This window comes from Candidatus Pelagibacter sp. PS_17 (assembly GCF_059417945.1).
Genome location: NZ_CM182073.1, coordinates 1 through 15,940 on the forward strand (window position 1 = coordinate 1; position 15,940 = coordinate 15,940).

Here is a 15,940-nt window from a genome sequence, read left to right on the forward strand (position 1 = left end):
ATGACAAGCAACAACACAACACAAAGTACAAAAGATGTTTCATCTGAAGCTTTAGATTGGGCTTTAATTCAAAAGGATATGAAAAATAAGCTAGGTAGCGATATATATGAAAGCTGGCTTAGAAAGATAGACTTTGTTGAAGAGATGAATAGCTATGTCTTACTTTCGGTTTCTACTAGATTTATTCGAGACTGGATTACTTCAAGATATTTAGACCAAATTTTGCAAATAGTAAAAACGTATAAGAAAGATTTAACAAGAATAGAGTTTAAGATTATTGAAAAAAATTCTGAAAATGAGATAGAAAATAATTTTACTAAAAATGAAAATAATGAAAACGTATCATTCATTAAAGATACATACTTACAATATAACAGAATAGACCCAAATAAAAGATTTGATAATTTTATAACAGGAACAAGTAATAAACTTGCCTATGAAGCATCCATGAAAGTTTCAGAAAATATTTCTCATTATAATCCACTTTATATTTATGGAGGAGTTGGAATGGGAAAAACACATTTATTAAATTCAATTGGTCTTTCATTAAAAGAAAAAAACAAAGTTATGTTTATTTCTGCTGAGAGATTTATGTATCAGTTTGTAAAATCAATCAAATCTAATGATATGGTGAAGTTTAAAGAGTATTTTAGAAATACTGACATATTATTGATAGACGATATTCAATTCATGAATGGTAAAGAAGCAATGCAAGAAGAGTTTTTTCATACGTTTAATGCACTATTAGATAAAGGCTCACAAGTTATAATCTCTGCCGATAGAGCTCCGAACAAATTATCAAGAATCCAAGATAGAATTAAATCAAGATTTGCTGGAGGTCTTGTTGTGGATATACAAAAACCTGACTATGAACTTAGAAGTAAAATTGTTAAACAAAAAACAGAGGAACTAAACATTTTTTACTCAAATCAAGTAAATATTTCAGAAGAAATACAAAAGTTTATAAGCACAGAAATAACCACAAGTATTAGAGAGTTAGTAGGAGCAATTAATAGAGTTGTTTCTTTTTCAAGAATTTACAACAAAGTTCCAAATTTATCAGAGGTTAAAGTAGTTTTAAAAGATCTATTAAATATTGGAGAAAACAAAGTAACAATAGATTTAATACAATCAACCGTATGTAAGTTCTTCAAAATTAGTAAAAGTGAGATGCTTTCTTCAAGAAGATCTAGATATCTTGTAAGACCAAGACAAACAGCAATATATTTAACAAAAATTTTGACATCTAAGTCATTACCTGAAATTGGAAGAGAATTTTCTAATAGAGATCATACAACAATCATTCATTCAGTTAAAACCATTGAAAAATTGAAAGAAAAAGATCCAGAAATGACAAACAATATTAATAATCTAAAAAATCAGATATTGTATAATAAAGAAAATGAAATTTAACGTTAATCAACAAGATCTGCAACAAGCACTTAATTATTGCCAAGGCGTAATTGAAAAAAGAAGCACACTCCCTATTTTGTCAAATGTTTTATTAAATGCGAGTAATTCTAACCTAACAATTACAGCAACAGATTTAGATTTAATATTTATTCATCAAATTAACAATGTAGAAGTTATAGAAGAAGGAAACACAACTACCACGTCATCTATTATGTATGACATCATAAGAAAATTTTCGTCAGGAAAAAAAATTAATTTATCTTTAACAGACGTTAGCAAACTTCAAGTTGAGTCTGAAAAGTCTGTTTTTAATTTAAATTGTATTAGTGCATCTGAGTTTCCACTAACAGATGAAAACTTTAATCAAAATGAATTTTCTATAAAATCAAAACAATTATTGAAATTATTGAATAAATGTAAATTTTCAGTTTCAAATGATGAAACAAGACACTATTTAAGTGGAATTTTTTTTCATCAAACACAAACTGAAGATAAAAATTTTTTAACAGCAGCAGCTACAGACAGTCATAGAATGTCTATTTCAAAAATAAGATTAGACCAGCAAGTAGATTTTGAACCAATAATACTTCCTAAAAAAACAATTTTTCAACTATGCTCATTGTTAGAAAGTTATGATGGTGATGTTAAAATTTCAAATATTAAATCTAAAATAAAATTTGAATTAAATAATAGTATATTAATATCTAAGTTAATTGATGGAAAATTTCCAAATTATATTCAGGTAATACCTAAGAATAATCAAAAGAAGTTAGAAATAGATTTAAAATTATTTTTAGACTCTGTTGATCGAGTTGCTTCAGTTTCATTAGATAAAAAAGATGGAGTTAAATTTAGTTTGTCAAAAGACGTTTTAAACTTATCAGTTAACAACACAAATAGTGGTGATGGAAAAGAAAGTTTAACTGTAAAGTTTGATCATGATCTAGAAATAAGTTTTAATTCTAGATATTTAATTGATGTAGCAGCACAACTTGATGGAGATAAGATTGAAATTTTTTTCAATGATACTGGGTCTCCGGCATTAATTAAAGATCCAGGCGATTTTGACAGTATATTTGTTGTAATGCCTATGAAAGGCTAGCTTAAAGTATCAAGTTCAGTGTAAATAGTTTTTTCCAATTCTTTTGTAAAAATTTCCTTGCTTAGTCCAGGTTCAATAGGTTTTAAAATTGAAACAGTTAGAGTGGTATTAATTTTTTTCCAACCATGTTTTGGCCAGGTATTACCAGAATTGATTGCGATTGGTTGGCATGGAATATTTAATTCTTCATAAATTCTACCAGATCCTTTTTTAAAAGGAGTTCTATCTTCTGCAGAAAGTCTTGTTCCTTGTGGAAAAATTATTAAAGGTCTTTCAGATAATTTCACTTGTTTAGAAATATCATCGAAAAAACCTAAGTTTTCTTTAGAAATTTTATTTCTTTTAATTGAAATTGACCCTATTTTTTTTAAATACCAGCCAAATATAGGAATCATTAGCAATTCTTTTTTTAAAATAAAAACAGGAGAATTAAAGATAGTTTGTAAAAAAAAAGTTTCAAACATTGACTGGTGTGAAGCAGCTATAAAAAATTTTTTTCCTCTAATTATGTTTTCCCTACCTTTAATGATTATCTTTGTTGATAAAAATATTTTTAAACATAAAGAAGTCCAAAAGCCCATAATTTTTCCACCAAATAAAACTATTTTTTTTGGTAGTAAAATTGCTGGCAAGAAAATTATGGAAATTAAAACTATTCCTAAGAAAAAAAATAATGAAAATAAAAAATTTCTTATCATATTAATCAAAAACTAAATCAAATCTTTTAGTTTTTGTCTTTTTTTAATAATATTAATCTTTGATCCTTTAATTATTAATTCTGCTGGCTTTGGTCTTACATTGTAATTTGAGCTTAGTGACATTCCATAAGCTCCAACATCACACATTATCACAAGATCTTTTTCTTTTAATTTCTGAAAACCTTTTATAGTTGTAAATTTGTCTGTACTTTCACAAATTGGTCCTACAAATTCATAAGTTTTGTTTGAAATTCTATTATTTTTTACTACAGGTATAGTTTGGTGATTTGCACCATATAATGCAGGTCTCATAAGATCATTCATTGCAGCATCTAATATGATGAAATCTTTTTTAGTATTTTCTTTTATATAAATAACTTGAGAAATTAAAAATCCAATATTACCAACTATAGATCGACCAGGTTCAAATATTATTTTTGTTTTTTGGCCCTTTAAAAATTTTTGTATAGCAATGTTATATTTTTGATAGTTAAGTTTTTTACTATTTTTCTCATAAGAAATACCCATGCCCCCACCTAGATCAATAAATTCAAAGATATGACCACTTTTTTTTATTATTTTATTCACTACATTGAGCATTTTTTCATATGGTTTGTGATCTAAAATTTGACTACCAATATGAACACTTAAGCATTTAAGGTTAATATTTTTAGAATGATTTGTAAAATTTACTAATTCAAAAAAAGTTTTTTCATCTACACCAAATTTATTTTCTTTTTTTCCAGTTGAAATTTGTTTTAATGTCTTAGCATCTGTATTGGGATTAAGTCTAATACCTATATTAACTATTTTTTTTTTTGATTTTGCAATTTTTTCAATTTCAATAATTTCACTTTTAGACTCAGCATTTATTAATAAAATTTTTTTATCAATTGCATAACTTATTTCTTTTGAAGTTTTACCCACGCCCGAAAAAACAATTTTTTTTGGGTCTATATCTGCTTTTAGAGCCATCATTAACTCACCCATTGAAACAACATCAGCACCTAGCCCTAATTTTCTAATTTCTCTTATCAGATTTACATTAGTATTGGATTTGACAGCAAAACAAATCAATGGAGAAAAAGAGCTAAAATTTTTTTTAAAATTTTTTATATTTTCTGTTAGCCGTTTGTGTGAATAACAATAAGTTGGTGTACCAAACTTTTTTGCTATTTTTTGAACATTAACTTTTTCAATTGTTAAGTTTTTATTTATATATTTCATCGATCTACTGACTTTGGAAAAACCATTTCATTCCCCTCATATTGAGGATCTCCTTTTTTTCCACATGAAAACAAGAAAGAACAAATTATAAAAATTAAAATTAGTTTTTTTATCATTTTACATCTTTTTATATTTCATTATCATTTTTTTGATATTATCAAAAGACGTTCCACCATAAGATTTTTTAGAGTTAACAGAGTTTTTCACATTAAATATCTTTAAAACTTCAATTGTGAGCCTTGGTTCAATTTTCTTTAGTTCGTCAATATTTAATTCATTCAATTTTTTCTTTTTTTTCTCTGCATAATTCACAATAGAAGCTGTAGTTTGATACGCTTTTCTAAATGGCATTGAATGATTTTTAACAAGATAGTCAGCTAAGTCAGTAGCTGTAATATAGCCTGAGTTAGCAAGGTCTAACATTTGTTGTTTATTAGGCTTTAGATTTTTTAAAACCTCATTAAGAATAGCAATACTATTATTGAGGATTTCATTAGATTTGAAGAGTATTTCTTTGTCATCTTGAAGATCTTTAAAATAAGATATGGGAAGTCCTTTAAGAATTGTCAGCATTGAAAATAAATTTCCATAAACCATTCCAGTTTTCCCTCTTAAGTATTCTAACAAATCGGGATTCTTCTTTTGAGGCATTATCGAAGAACCAGTTACCACTTTATCTGAAAGTGCAATTAAGTTGAATCCATCAGAGTTCCAAATAATAAGCTCTTCAGCAATTCTTGAAATATGCATTGAACAAACAGAAGCGCTATATAAAAAATCTAGAACAAAATCTCTATCTGCAACAGTATCAATTGAATTATTTGTTGGTCTTTTAAAGCCTAGTTTTTTTGAAGTAAAATTTCTGTCAATATTAAAAGAAGTACCTGTTAAAGCAGCAACACCCAAAGGATTTTCTGATAAACTTTCTAAATTATAGGTAAATCTTTTTTTGTCCCTATTAAACATTTCTACATAAGACATTAAATAATGCGCAAAAGATACAGCTTGTGCATTTTTTAAATGAGTAAACCCAGGCATTATGGTTTCAATATTTTTTTCTGAAATTTTGAGAATGGTTTTAATAATATTGTCTAAATTCTTATTAATTTCTTTAGTTGCTGAAGTCGTCCACATTTTAAAATCAGTAATTACCTGATCATTTCTAGATCTAGCCGTGTGAACATATCCAGCCTCTTCTCCTATAATTTGAAATAATCTTTTTTCAATATTCATATGAATATCTTCATATTTTTTATTATATTCAAATTTATTTTTTAAAATTTCTTTCTCAATTTTATTAAGTCCAAAAATTATCTTATTCTTAATTTTAAAAGAAATAATTTTTTGTCTAAATAACATCTCAACATGTGCGATTGATCCTAAAATATCTTCTTGAAAAAGCTTTTTATCAATATCTATTGAATTACCAACTTTTTGGAACAAAGTTGAGGCATCTTTCTTTATTCTTGATCCCCATATTGCCATATTGTTTTTATTTTTTACCATGATAATTAATTATACATATTTAGCATGAAATTATTATTAATATTTATCTACCTAATAACTAGCAACATTAGTTATGCACTAGAAAAACCTAATATAAAAAATTTAGTTTTATCAAAAAATACAAAAATATATGAGGGAGTAGTTTTTAAAGACTCAAATAATTATGATGTAAATTTAGATGATTTTAAAGGAAAATTGTTAATATTGAATTTTTGGGCTACTTGGTGTGCTCCTTGCAGAGAGGAGATGCCATCTCTAGATGACTTACAGTCAAATAGTAATTTTGATAACTTAAAAATTTTTCCTATTAATATTGGCCAGGAAAATTTCTCTAAATCAGATTCTTTTTTTAGAGAACTAAATATTCAAAATCTAGAGATATATTTTGATGCGCCAATTACTTTGGCTAAAAAATTTTCTTTAAGGGGAGTTCCTACAACTATTTTATTTAATAAAAAAGGTGAAGAGTTTGGGCGTATTATGGGATCTATTGATTTTAATAATTTGGATTTTATTAATTGGCTAAAACAATACGATTAATCTTTAAAGAAATAAGCAAAACTAACCAATGCTACTATAGCAATGAATTGCAGCAACACTCTTAGCTGCATCAGTTTATTCGAATATTTTTTGCTAGTTTCGCCACCTTTGAACAAAGTTCCAATTCCTAAGATCAAGACGACTGCTACAACTATTAAAAGCACAATACCTAAAATTTTAACTAATGTTCCTGTTATCATGAAACTATTGTAGAATAATTTTTAATAAAAAAAACATAATAAAAACATCTATGACACTTTGTCTATCAACTACAATTATTAAGCCAGAAAAAGATATGCCAATTAAAAATGCTATTATTTTACTGCACGGTTATGGGGGTGATGGGAAAGACATAAGTATGTTGACCTTAAATTGGAAAAGATTTTTGCCTAATACTATTTTTTTATGTCCAGATGGTCATGAAGAATGTAAAATTAACCCAGCAGGTTTTCAATGGTTTGATTTAACTAAAGATGATCCAAGTTATATTCTAGAAGAATCTAAAAAAGCAGAAAATAAACTCCAAAAATATATTGAAGAAGTTAAAACTGAATATAATCTTAATAATTCTCAAATTTGCTTATCAGGATTTAGTCAAGGATGCATGATGTCTATTAATTTAGGTTTAACTAGCAATCAAAATTATAATTGTATTGTTGGTTTTTCTGGTAAGATAATTAATCAAGATGATCTTAGTATGAGAAAATCTTCTTCTACTAAAATGCTATTGATACATGGTGATCAAGACGCAGTTGTGTCACCAACATTTTTATTAGAGGCAAAAGATTTCCTAATTAGAAATAATATTGAAATTGAAACCAAAATGATAAAGAATTGTGAACATCATATTCCTATTGAGGCATCAAGCGCGGCTTTAAATTATATTAAAAATAACTTTCAAATATAATTAAATTCTATTTATTGATAAATTATTTTTTTTCAGTTAGAGTTTTTTATAATGATTTTTAACGATCAGAATTTGTCTTTAGAAAAATGTCCTGCGCTAGTGTTAAATGCAGATTATAGGCCTTTAAGTTATTATCCATTGTCTTTATGGAGCTGGCAAGATTCTATAAAATCTGTTTTTTTGGATAGAGTTGTTATAGTTAGTAATTATGACAGAGTTATTAGGAGCCCATCGTTTAATATGAGATTACCAAGTGTTATTGCATTAAAAAGTTTTATAAAACCACAGTCTAATCCTAGCTTCACAAGATTTAATGTTTTTTTAAGAGATAAATTTTCATGTCAATACTGTGGAAGTGGTGAAGATCTTACTTTTGATCATTTACTTCCAAGATCTAAAGGTGGACAAACCAACTGGGATAATGTTGTAACTGCTTGTTCTTCATGCAATGTAAAAAAAGGTGGAAGGTTATTAAAAAATTTGGATATGAGCTTAAATCAAAAGCCATATCAGCCATCTACAGAAGACCTACATAAAAATGGTAAAAATTTCCCACCAAATTTCCTACACAAGAGCTGGATGGATTATTTGTATTGGGATGTTGAGTTAGAAGCTTAATTAAATTTTCTCAGAAATATTAATAGCAATTTTTGATCCAGTTTTAATTAATTTATCCAGAATAGAATACATTCCTTTTTTAGTTGCACCTTCTTTATAGGCTATATCTTTATGATGCAGCTCATCTTCTCTAAATTTAATTATTTTTTCTTTTAATTTTTTCTCATCGTTTTCTAACTCATTAATTTGATTTAGATAATGTTCGTCAATTACTTCTTCCACTGAGGCAGTGCATAGCATAGCAGCTTTTTTCCCCAGCATTGTTGAGCCAAAACCAAGTCCTACACCAAGCAAATCCCATAAAGGTAAAAACTTTGTAGGTTTTATATTTCTTTTTTTAATTTCATTTTCAAAATATTCACAGTGTTCTTTTTCGTGAATTTTCATTTCTTCAATTTTCTTTTTAAGGTTTTCATCTTTAACAAATGTATTTAGAGCTAGTAATTGGCCTTCATAAATCTTTATTGCACCTCGTTCACCTGCGTGATCAACTCGAATAAATTCTTTTACTTTTTCTTTATTTGTTTTTTTCATAAGTTAAGAAAAGTTTTATAGTTATAGTTGTGATTATTAAAGAGATAAAAATATTTATTGTAGCAAGAGATAATCCTAAAATTTTAAACGTTGCATCTTTACAGCTAACTGTAACCTCTTTTAGCTGATTTAGAAGAGCTTCTTTAGTCAAATCTGCATTATTAGAATTTAGGTCACAAACTAAAGACTCTTTTATAAAGCCTTGCTCTATTCCAAAATGATAAAACGAAATAGAGAATGCTATAATAAATGTAATACTTAAAATTATTAAAAAAAATCTTTCAAACTTTTGAATAAAAATAAAAAGTAAAATTATAACTATTGAAACAACATAAGGTATTCTTTCAATTAAACAAAGATTGCACGGTTGATGACCCAAAATATGTTCAATAAAATAGGCTGTTAAAAGAGCAAAAATACTGAATAACAATATAAGATGAAGTGTAGTTTTTCGTTTAATCATGTTTGTGTTATTTAATTGCAAAATATATTAGGGTAAAAATTAATACAATTATAATACCTAAAATTGTAAACCATTTTGCAGCATCAGTTTTCATAAACTTGCTAAAAATATCACCAAATTTATATGATAGGTATGAGACGATAAAAAATCTCAACCCTCTAGAAAATAGACAAATAATGAAAAATATAGGCAAATTAAAACCAATCATACCACTTGTTATTGTGAATACTTTAAAGGGCAAAGGCGTAAACCCAGCAAGAAATAATGTAGCAAGCCACACATAAAGACCACTTCCCTCAGATAAGCTATTTTTAAGATTAATTACCTTTTCTTCATAATTATAAAATTCTACTACAATCATTCCAAGATCAAAAAAATAAGATCCAATGAAATATCCAAGGATACCCCCAAGTGAAGAAAACAAAGTAGCTATTAAAAAAATTTTTAAATAATCATTTTTTTTTGCAATAACCATTGGAGCAATCATAACGTCAGGTGGGATTGGAAAAAAAGAACTTTCAGTAAAAGATAAAATTGCAAGATAAGTATTTGACTTCTTGTGGGCAGCAAGTTTTAAAGTTTTTTGATATAATTCATTAAGCATTTTTTTGTTTTTAATATAAATTATGTTCTTATACTATTTAATTTTATAGTTATAATAAGGAAAACAAAGGGCGAGTGGCGGAACTGGTAGACGCGCACGACTCAAAATCGTGTTTCGCAAGAAGTGAGAGTTCGATTCTCTCTTCGCCCACCAATATATTATGGAAATAAACAAAATTAATAATTTATTAGAACTATTTTATAAACAGTATCTTACACAAGATAAAACAAGTGTGTTTTTACAATCCTTAAAAGAAGTTGAAAAAAAATATTCTTGGGAAGATGTATATTCAAATGTCATTAAACTTTCTGAGGAAATATCAAGATATATAAAAAAAGGTGATAGATGCTTGTTAATATCAGAAAATAGACCAGAGTGGATGATATCAGATTTATCTATTATGCTTTCGGAGGGCATAACAGTTCCGGCTTATACAACTTATGTAGAAAGAGACTATGAGTATATAATTGATGATTGCACTCCGACTGTTTTAATCATTTCTAATAAGACACAGTATTTAAAAGTAAAAAATATTATACCTAAAAAAAAATTTATAAAAAAAATTATTTTTTTTGATGTAATTGAAGAATTTGACCAAGAACTTCATGTAAGTATTAATCAAATTTTTGCTAATAAAAACTTTAATTCCTTAAATTTTTCTGAATTAAAAATTCAAAGAAAAGATATTGCTTGTATAATTTATACATCTGGTACCCAGGGAAATCCAAAAGGAGTTGTATTAAGCCATGGTGGAATTTTAAACAATTGTGAGGGAGCCCTTGGTTTATTAAAAGAGTTTGTCTCAAAAAAACCTAAATTTTTGACATGGCTACCCCTTTCTCATTCATATGAACATACAGTCCAATTTGTTCAAATAGTCGTGGGAGCACAGGTATTCTATGCTGAGAGTATAGAAAAACTTATAAAAAATATGGAAAATTGTTCACCTGAGATAATGACAGCAGTTCCTAGATTTTATCAAAATTTACATCAAAAAATAAATACTAATTTTAGTAAAGCTACAGGAATAAAAAAATTCTTAATCAATCAAACCATCAAACTTGGAAATAAGAAATTAAATAGAGTGCAATTTTCATTAATAGAAAGTTTAATAAATTTTGTTTGTGATCTTTTAGTACGAAAGAAAATCAAAGAACAATTTGGTGGAAATCTAAAGGCATTTATTTCAGGAGGAGGAGCGTTAGACAAAGAAGTGGGTTGCTTTTTAAATGCAATTGGTCTCCCAACGTTACAAGGGTACGGATTAACCGAAACATCTCCTGTAGTAAGCTGTAATTCTATTAATGAAATTAGGGTAGAAACTGTGGGCAAACCATTTAGGGGAAATTTAGTTAAAATTGCAAATGATGGTGAGATTCTGGTTAAAGGAGAAAATGTGATGTTGGGTTACTGGAATAATGAAGAAGAAACAAATAAAGTTTTAAAGAATGGATGGTTATCTACAGGTGACATTGGAGAGTTTGATGGCGAGTTTTTAAAAATAACAGATAGAAAAAAAGATATAATTATAACTCCAGGTGGAGATAATATTTCTCCAATCAAAATAGAGAGTGATTTAAATAAATCTAATTACATAGAGCAAAGTTTAGTTTATGGTGACAACAAACCTTATCTAGTTTGTTTAATTGTTTTAAGCTCAGAATATAAAAATATAAAGAATGAAGAAATTAAAATAGAAATAGAAAAAATAAATAAAAATTTAAGTAAAATAGAAAAAATAAAAAAGTTTTTTGTAATTAAAAATCAATTTACAATTGAAAACAATATGATGACCCCTACTTTAAAATTAAAAAGATATAAAATTATAAAAACTTATCAAAATGAGTTAGAAAAACTTTTTAATTAATTTTTATAAAAGACATTATAAGTCGCATAAACGTTAATGTTTTTTACATAACAAAAATTTTAAATAAAAATTTTTTTTAAAAAATAAATTTATAATTTGCCAATTAATTAATGAATTGACATCACTTGTATAAAAAAATAAAAATAAGTTAACAACGAATCACTTTGATTCGTTTAACTTAAACAGGGAGCTAAAGATGGCTACAAAGAAAAAAGCTAAAAAAGCTAAAAAGAAGACTAAGAAAAAAGCTAAAAAAGCTAAAAAAGCGAAGAAAAGAAAAAGATAGTATCTTAGACTTTTCAAAAAACGCTTCTCATAACGTTATGTGTGAGAGGCGTTTTTTTTTGCCCTAATTTTTAATCCTCAGTATCGGTAATTGGCTCTGAGTCTGTGTCAGATTCTGTGATAGGTTCTTTAATCTTAGTTGGTGCAGCCACAGCTTTTGCTTGGCCCTCCAAATTTCTCTTTAAAGCCTTATCTAATTTTTTCTGGGTATCTTCTAATGATACACCCATCACTATTTGAAATTCAGATAAAATTCTTTCATAAGCTTTTTCAAACAACTGTCTTTCACTGTATGATTGATCAACCATTAAGTCGTCACCTTTATTTAAATCTCTAACAACTTCTGCAAGCTCATAGATTTTGCCTGAAGAAATTTTTGCTTCATATTCCTGTGCTCTTCTACTCCACATAGATCTTTTAATTTTTGGCTTGCTTTTTAAAATAGATATACATTTATTGACCTGATTTATTGTTGCAAGAGGTCTAAGATGAGATTGCTTATTTACAGGAACCATACCATTGGCTTTGTCTTTTTCAAATTTAAGAACATAAGTTTCAACATCAATTCCACCAATGTTAATTTTTTTAAACTCTGTAATTTGGCCAACGCCATGTTTTGGATAAACAACGTAATCTTTAACTTTATATTCTCTTTTTTCTGTTTCTTGTTTTTTTACCTTTTTAATTTCAGGCTTAACTTCATTACTTTTTGAAATTCTTAAATTATCAGTTTTAATTTCTACTTTTTCTGGAACAGCTTTTTTAGAGACTGTTTTTAAATTTTTTTTAATTTTAGTTGGAGTTGCTTTTATTGTTTTAGTTTTTTTTACTGGAATTTTTTTTTTTACAACTTTAGCTTTAGGAAGCGTAGGCTTTTTTGCTACCTTTGCTTTAGTTTTTTTTTTTACTTTTTTCTCAGGAGTTTTTTTAAAGATTTTCGCTAAAATATTTGTCGTACTTGTTTTCTTCATTTTTATATTTTTCATTATCCTCTGGAGGATCTTTTTTAATAGTTATATTTGGCCAAATTTCAGAATACTTTGTATTTAGTTCAAGCCATTTTTCGCTCCCAGACTCAGTATCTGCTACTATCGCATCTACTGGACATTCTGGCTCGCAAACGCCACAATCTATACACTCCTCCGGTTTAATTACAAGCATATTTTTGCCTTCATAAAAGCAATCAACAGGACAGACTTCAACGCAGTCCATTAGTTTACACTTAATACATTTATCATTTACAACGTATGTCATTTTCCCAATTCACTTTTTACTTTTAACTTCAAGTCTCCCATTGTCTTGGCATCCACATATAGTAAACCTGAGAGTCTTCTCATTAAGTTTGTTTCATAAATGTCAGCACTATCGTTTGAATAGATTATTTTCCATAATGACTCAATTATTTTAATTTTATCAGAATCTGGAACATTTTTTACTTCTCTTGTAAAATCTAATATTTGATTTGAGTTATCTTCAACAATTATTGCTTCAGACATAATTTTATCTATCTCAGAGACCGGTGCGCCTAAATCAATAAGCGTTTCTTTAATAATATCTTCTTCTTTTTTTTCATAAGCCTCATCTATTTTTGCTGCATGAATTAGCAAGGCAGCAATTTTAGAATAAGAGTTATCCTGAGGTTCATTTTTTTCTTTATTTTTAAAAAAGCTAATCATTAATTCAAATTTAAGTTTTTCAATACTTTAAATGGGCTGTTTGAAGTATCTATTTTTTTAAAAGTTTTTTTAATTTGTTTTTTTGGATTATATCTAAAATACATATCATTGTCTTTTTCTAAAGTTTTATAATTCATTTTTTCAATCAATTTCTTAAAGTTATCTTTACTACATCCTAATAAATTAAGCATCTCTGGTACTAGTTTAATTTCTTTATCCTTTTCGGGGCTAGCGTTAATAATTAGCATAAATAATCTCTCTAAGATGTCAATTCTAACAAAATAATTATCAAAATTTTCAAATCCACATAAAAGCATAAATTTTTTATTTCTTTTATTTTTGTCATCTAAAAAATTTAAACCAAACGTAGGTGGCGTCAACTCAAAATACTTTTGGTTAAAATTTTTCCATAATAAAGTTCTTAAAGAAACTGCTTCAGGTTTTAATAGTTTGAATAAAAAAATATGATAACGCCCAAACTTCACCCCTAAGTCTCTTAAAATTTTTCTTTCATCTTGCCCAAGTTTTTTTAAGTATTCGGTAACCATTTCTCTTTTAACTACACCATTGCTTTCATACAATTGATAAGCTAAAGCTTTAATTGATGAGTTACTTTCTTTTAAATTTCTTAGATCAATTAAACTTTTTAGTATTAAATTAATTTTTTCATTAACCCATTTTTCAATAAATTCTGATAATTTTTGTTTGTCATTATTTTCTAAAAGATCATCTACTATTAAAAGTATATCTGGATTTAAATAATCTTTTCCGGTTACTAATTTTGCAATAGGAAAATTTTTCCAATAGATTTTAAAATCATCTTTTAATTCAATTAGACCTGTTTCTATGATTAACTGAACTCTTTTTTGAAGCTCGGGCCCCACAGTCTGTCTTGCTGCCTTTTTCAATGATTTAATGTCAGTTTCTAAAGCCCCAACTTTTAAGTCCATTTCAAATTTTAGACCTTTTAAATCACCAATAAATTGCTCATCAATTATTACTTTGTCGTTTTCCATTATTTCAGTTTTAAAATCCATATCTTGGTTTAAGCCTCTTGCAAGTACGCTGGCTCGTTTATCAATAAATGTTTTTGTAAGTTCTTCATGTAGTCTATCTGATAATCTATCTTCTAATAGTTTTGTTTTCTCTATCCAATAATCTTGGTTTTCAACCCAATTAATTTTATTGGAAACATAAGACCAAGTTCTAACATTTGCAATTCTATTTGACAAAGAATCTACATTTCCTTCTAATTTATCTAATTTCATCAACTGTAATCTCATATAATCATTGGTAATTTTACCATAATTACTATTTAAAAAATTGAATACCTTGCCAACAACTTCAATATGATTTCCATATGTTTTTTTCACAAAGTCTGGAATTTGACAACACTCCCAAAGTAATTCAAGTGTTTCTCTGTTGTTTTCAATTTTGTTACCTTCCATATCTTTTAAAAAATATTTTAATACTTTTTCATCTCCGCACTCGTGTATTTTCCTTAACCAATCTTTATTGGGTTTTTCTTCAAGTGATTTAATTAAACTTAAAGCGTTATTAAAATTTAAATTAGAATTTCTCCAAAATAACATTCTAATTTCTTCAAATTTATGATTTTCAAGTAATTCTACTTCCTCAGCTGAAATATCTTTGCAGTCTCCAGTCACTCCAAAACTACCATCATTTAAATATCTGCCTGCTCTTCCAGCAATTTGCCCAATCTCAGACATATTAAGACGTCTTAATTTTTTACCATCAAATTTTTTAAGGTTTGAAAAATATACATTTTCTAAATCCATATTAATTCCCATACCAATTGCATCTGTAGCAACTAGGAAATCAACATCCCCTGATTGATATAATTCAACCTGTGCATTTCTGGTTTTTGGACTTAGAGAGCCCATAACAATAGCTGCTCCACCTTTTTGTCTACGTACAAGTTCAGCAATTGCATAAACTTCTTCAGTTGAAAAAGCTATTATTGCAGTTTTTCTATTTATTCTTGATATTTTTTTATGCCCTACATAAGTAAGTTTTGAAAGTCTTTCTCTATTTATAAACTCAGTGTCTTCATTCAATTTATTAACTATATTTTTAATAGTGCTAGATCCCATAAACATCGTTAGTTTTTCGCCACGAAGATTTAACAATCTATCAGTAAAAATATGACCTCTCTCATGATCTGCACACATTTGTATTTCATCAATACCCACAAAATCTAAATGCTTATTGATTGGCATCGATTCTACTGTGCAAAGAAAATATTTTGCATTAGGAGGAATTATTTTTTCTTCACCCGTGATTAATGCAACTTTATCAGAGCTTATTTTTTTTATAATTTTGTCATATACCTCTCTTGCAAGTAAACGTAATGGAAATCCAATCATTCCCGAATCAAAAGAAAGCATTGTTTCTATTGCAAGATAGGTTTTGCCGGTATTTGTTGGACCAAGAACAGCTGTAATTTTATTTTTAGACATTTCTATTGATGGTACCTTAA

17 protein-coding genes and 1 tRNA gene are annotated in these 15,940 nt (G+C 27.3%); 7 read left to right on the forward strand and 11 right to left on the reverse strand.

What is annotated here, in order from left to right:
* Together dnaA and dnaN are read left to right on the forward strand one after the other, a co-directional pair.
* Entirely contained in the window at nt 1-1,413 is a 1,413-nt protein-coding gene (gene dnaA / locus AC5SML_RS00005) for a chromosomal replication initiator protein DnaA (protein WP_020169003.1), read from the forward strand.
* Nucleotides 1,403-2,515 carry a DNA polymerase III subunit beta gene (gene dnaN / locus AC5SML_RS00010; RefSeq protein WP_020169004.1) on the forward strand — a complete coding sequence of 371 codons (1,113 nt, stop codon included), beginning with the start codon at nt 1,403-1,405 and terminating at the stop codon, nt 2,513-2,515. Before dnaA ends, dnaN begins: the two co-directional genes overlap by 11 nt.
* Here dnaN and AC5SML_RS00015 read toward each other — a convergent pair.
* The 3 genes from AC5SML_RS00015 to argH form a co-directional block, all read right to left on the reverse strand.
* A complete protein-coding gene (locus tag AC5SML_RS00015; protein ID WP_011281690.1) occupies nt 2,512-3,213 on the reverse strand; it encodes a lysophospholipid acyltransferase family protein in 702 nt (233 codons plus the stop codon). The genes dnaN and AC5SML_RS00015 overlap by 4 nt on opposite strands.
* A 12-nt stretch (nt 3,214-3,225) precedes the next feature.
* Nucleotides 3,226-4,440 carry a diaminopimelate decarboxylase gene (gene lysA / locus AC5SML_RS00020; protein ID WP_494617192.1) on the reverse strand — a complete coding sequence of 405 codons (1,215 nt, stop codon included), beginning with the start codon at nt 4,438-4,440 and terminating at the stop codon, nt 3,226-3,228.
* A gap of 117 nt (nt 4,441-4,557) precedes the next feature.
* Nucleotides 4,558-5,946, reverse strand: a complete 1,389-nt coding sequence (argH, locus tag AC5SML_RS00025) for an argininosuccinate lyase (protein ID WP_020169007.1) — start codon at nt 5,944-5,946, stop codon at nt 4,558-4,560.
* Nucleotides 5,947-5,970: 24 nt separating this feature from the next.
* On the opposite strand from argH, the gene AC5SML_RS00030 reads away from it, so the two are divergent.
* Nucleotides 5,971-6,486: a TlpA family protein disulfide reductase gene (locus AC5SML_RS00030; RefSeq protein ID WP_006997492.1), complete on the forward strand. Its 516-nt coding sequence runs from the start codon at nt 5,971-5,973 to the stop codon at nt 6,484-6,486.
* On the opposite strand, the gene AC5SML_RS00035 is transcribed toward AC5SML_RS00030, so the two are convergent.
* Entirely contained in the window at nt 6,483-6,686 is a 204-nt protein-coding gene (locus AC5SML_RS00035) for a twin transmembrane helix small protein (protein WP_018413748.1), read from the reverse strand. The two genes, AC5SML_RS00030 and AC5SML_RS00035, sit on opposite strands and share 4 nt — an antisense overlap.
* Nucleotides 6,687-6,736: 50 nt before the next feature.
* Between AC5SML_RS00035 and AC5SML_RS00040 the strand changes: the two genes are divergently transcribed.
* Nucleotides 6,737-7,393, forward strand: coding sequence for an alpha/beta hydrolase (locus tag AC5SML_RS00040; protein WP_020169009.1), 657 nt, complete (start codon nt 6,737-6,739; stop codon nt 7,391-7,393).
* Between the two features lie 51 nt (nt 7,394-7,444).
* Nucleotides 7,445-8,011 carry an HNH endonuclease gene (locus AC5SML_RS00045; RefSeq protein WP_006997489.1) on the forward strand — a complete coding sequence of 189 codons (567 nt, stop codon included), beginning with the start codon at nt 7,445-7,447 and terminating at the stop codon, nt 8,009-8,011.
* Here AC5SML_RS00045 and AC5SML_RS00050 read toward each other — a convergent pair whose 3' ends face one another.
* The 3 genes from AC5SML_RS00050 to AC5SML_RS00060 are packed head-to-tail and all read right to left on the reverse strand — an operon-like array spanning nt 8,012 to nt 9,612.
* The gene (locus AC5SML_RS00050) at nt 8,012-8,545 is read right to left on the reverse strand and encodes a demethoxyubiquinone hydroxylase family protein (protein WP_006997488.1); all 534 of its coding nucleotides are present in this window, start codon (nt 8,543-8,545) and stop codon (nt 8,012-8,014) included.
* Entirely contained in the window at nt 8,529-9,008 is a 480-nt protein-coding gene (locus AC5SML_RS00055; RefSeq protein WP_006997487.1) for a disulfide bond formation protein B, read from the reverse strand. The genes AC5SML_RS00050 and AC5SML_RS00055 overlap by 17 nt, the downstream gene beginning before the upstream one ends.
* Before the next feature lie 7 nt (nt 9,009-9,015).
* Nucleotides 9,016-9,612 (reverse strand): YqaA family protein, encoded by a 597-nt coding sequence (locus AC5SML_RS00060; RefSeq protein WP_006997486.1) that lies wholly within the window; start codon nt 9,610-9,612, stop codon nt 9,016-9,018.
* A 68-nt stretch (nt 9,613-9,680) separates the two neighbouring features.
* On the opposite strand from AC5SML_RS00060, the gene AC5SML_RS00065 reads away from it, so the two are divergent.
* Nucleotides 9,681-9,765: transfer RNA gene (locus AC5SML_RS00065), tRNA-Leu, on the forward strand.
* 7 nt (nt 9,766-9,772) lie between these two features.
* The gene (locus AC5SML_RS00070) at nt 9,773-11,479 is read left to right on the forward strand and encodes an AMP-dependent synthetase/ligase (RefSeq protein WP_041185772.1); all 1,707 of its coding nucleotides are present in this window, start codon (nt 9,773-9,775) and stop codon (nt 11,477-11,479) included.
* Nucleotides 11,480-11,835: 356 nt separating this feature from the next.
* Here the strand turns inward: AC5SML_RS00070 and AC5SML_RS00075 are convergent, their stop codons facing one another.
* From AC5SML_RS00075 to AC5SML_RS00090, 4 genes are read right to left on the reverse strand one after another with little or no spacing between them, the layout of a single operon-like run.
* Entirely contained in the window at nt 11,836-12,750 is a 915-nt protein-coding gene (locus AC5SML_RS00075; RefSeq protein WP_006997483.1) for a CarD family transcriptional regulator, read from the reverse strand.
* The gene (gene fdxA / locus AC5SML_RS00080; RefSeq protein ID WP_006997482.1) at nt 12,692-13,018 is read right to left on the reverse strand and encodes a ferredoxin FdxA; all 327 of its coding nucleotides are present in this window, start codon (nt 13,016-13,018) and stop codon (nt 12,692-12,694) included. Before fdxA ends, AC5SML_RS00075 begins: the two co-directional genes overlap by 59 nt.
* A complete protein-coding gene (locus AC5SML_RS00085) occupies nt 13,015-13,440 on the reverse strand; it encodes a tellurite resistance TerB family protein (protein ID WP_006997481.1) in 426 nt (141 codons plus the stop codon). The genes fdxA and AC5SML_RS00085 overlap by 4 nt, the downstream gene beginning before the upstream one ends.
* Complete coding sequence (locus AC5SML_RS00090; protein WP_018413755.1) at nt 13,440-15,920, reverse strand: helicase-related protein; 2,481 nt, start codon at nt 15,918-15,920, stop codon at nt 13,440-13,442. The genes AC5SML_RS00085 and AC5SML_RS00090 overlap by 1 nt, the downstream gene beginning before the upstream one ends.
* Between the last annotated feature and the right edge of the window lie 20 nt (nt 15,921-15,940).

Excerpts from the sequence above, each read along its gene's own strand:
- dnaA (WP_020169003.1), top strand. The coding sequence starts at position 1 with ATGACAAGCAACAACACAACACAAAGTACAAAAGATGTTTCATCTGAA.
- dnaN (WP_020169004.1), top strand. The coding sequence starts at position 1,403 with ATGAAATTTAACGTTAATCAACAAGATCTGCAACAAGCACTTAATTAT.
- AC5SML_RS00015 (WP_011281690.1), bottom strand. The coding sequence starts at position 3,213 with ATGATAAGAAATTTTTTATTTTCATTATTTTTTTTCTTAGGAATAGTT.
- lysA (WP_494617192.1), bottom strand. The coding sequence starts at position 4,440 with ATGAAATATATAAATAAAAACTTAACAATTGAAAAAGTTAATGTTCAA.
- argH (WP_020169007.1), bottom strand. The coding sequence starts at position 5,946 with ATGGTAAAAAATAAAAACAATATGGCAATATGGGGATCAAGAATAAAG.
- AC5SML_RS00030 (WP_006997492.1), top strand. The coding sequence starts at position 5,971 with ATGAAATTATTATTAATATTTATCTACCTAATAACTAGCAACATTAGT.
- AC5SML_RS00035 (WP_018413748.1), bottom strand. The coding sequence starts at position 6,686 with ATGATAACAGGAACATTAGTTAAAATTTTAGGTATTGTGCTTTTAATA.
- AC5SML_RS00040 (WP_020169009.1), top strand. The coding sequence starts at position 6,737 with ATGACACTTTGTCTATCAACTACAATTATTAAGCCAGAAAAAGATATG.
- AC5SML_RS00045 (WP_006997489.1), top strand. The coding sequence starts at position 7,445 with ATGATTTTTAACGATCAGAATTTGTCTTTAGAAAAATGTCCTGCGCTA.
- AC5SML_RS00050 (WP_006997488.1), bottom strand. The coding sequence starts at position 8,545 with ATGAAAAAAACAAATAAAGAAAAAGTAAAAGAATTTATTCGAGTTGAT.
- AC5SML_RS00055 (WP_006997487.1), bottom strand. The coding sequence starts at position 9,008 with ATGATTAAACGAAAAACTACACTTCATCTTATATTGTTATTCAGTATT.
- AC5SML_RS00060 (WP_006997486.1), bottom strand. The coding sequence starts at position 9,612 with ATGCTTAATGAATTATATCAAAAAACTTTAAAACTTGCTGCCCACAAG.
- AC5SML_RS00070 (WP_041185772.1), top strand. The coding sequence starts at position 9,773 with ATGGAAATAAACAAAATTAATAATTTATTAGAACTATTTTATAAACAG.
- AC5SML_RS00075 (WP_006997483.1), bottom strand. The coding sequence starts at position 12,750 with ATGAAAAATATAAAAATGAAGAAAACAAGTACGACAAATATTTTAGCG.
- fdxA (WP_006997482.1), bottom strand. The coding sequence starts at position 13,018 with ATGACATACGTTGTAAATGATAAATGTATTAAGTGTAAACTAATGGAC.
- AC5SML_RS00085 (WP_006997481.1), bottom strand. The coding sequence starts at position 13,440 with ATGATTAGCTTTTTTAAAAATAAAGAAAAAAATGAACCTCAGGATAAC.
- AC5SML_RS00090 (WP_018413755.1), bottom strand. The coding sequence starts at position 15,920 with ATGTCTAAAAATAAAATTACAGCTGTTCTTGGTCCAACAAATACCGGC.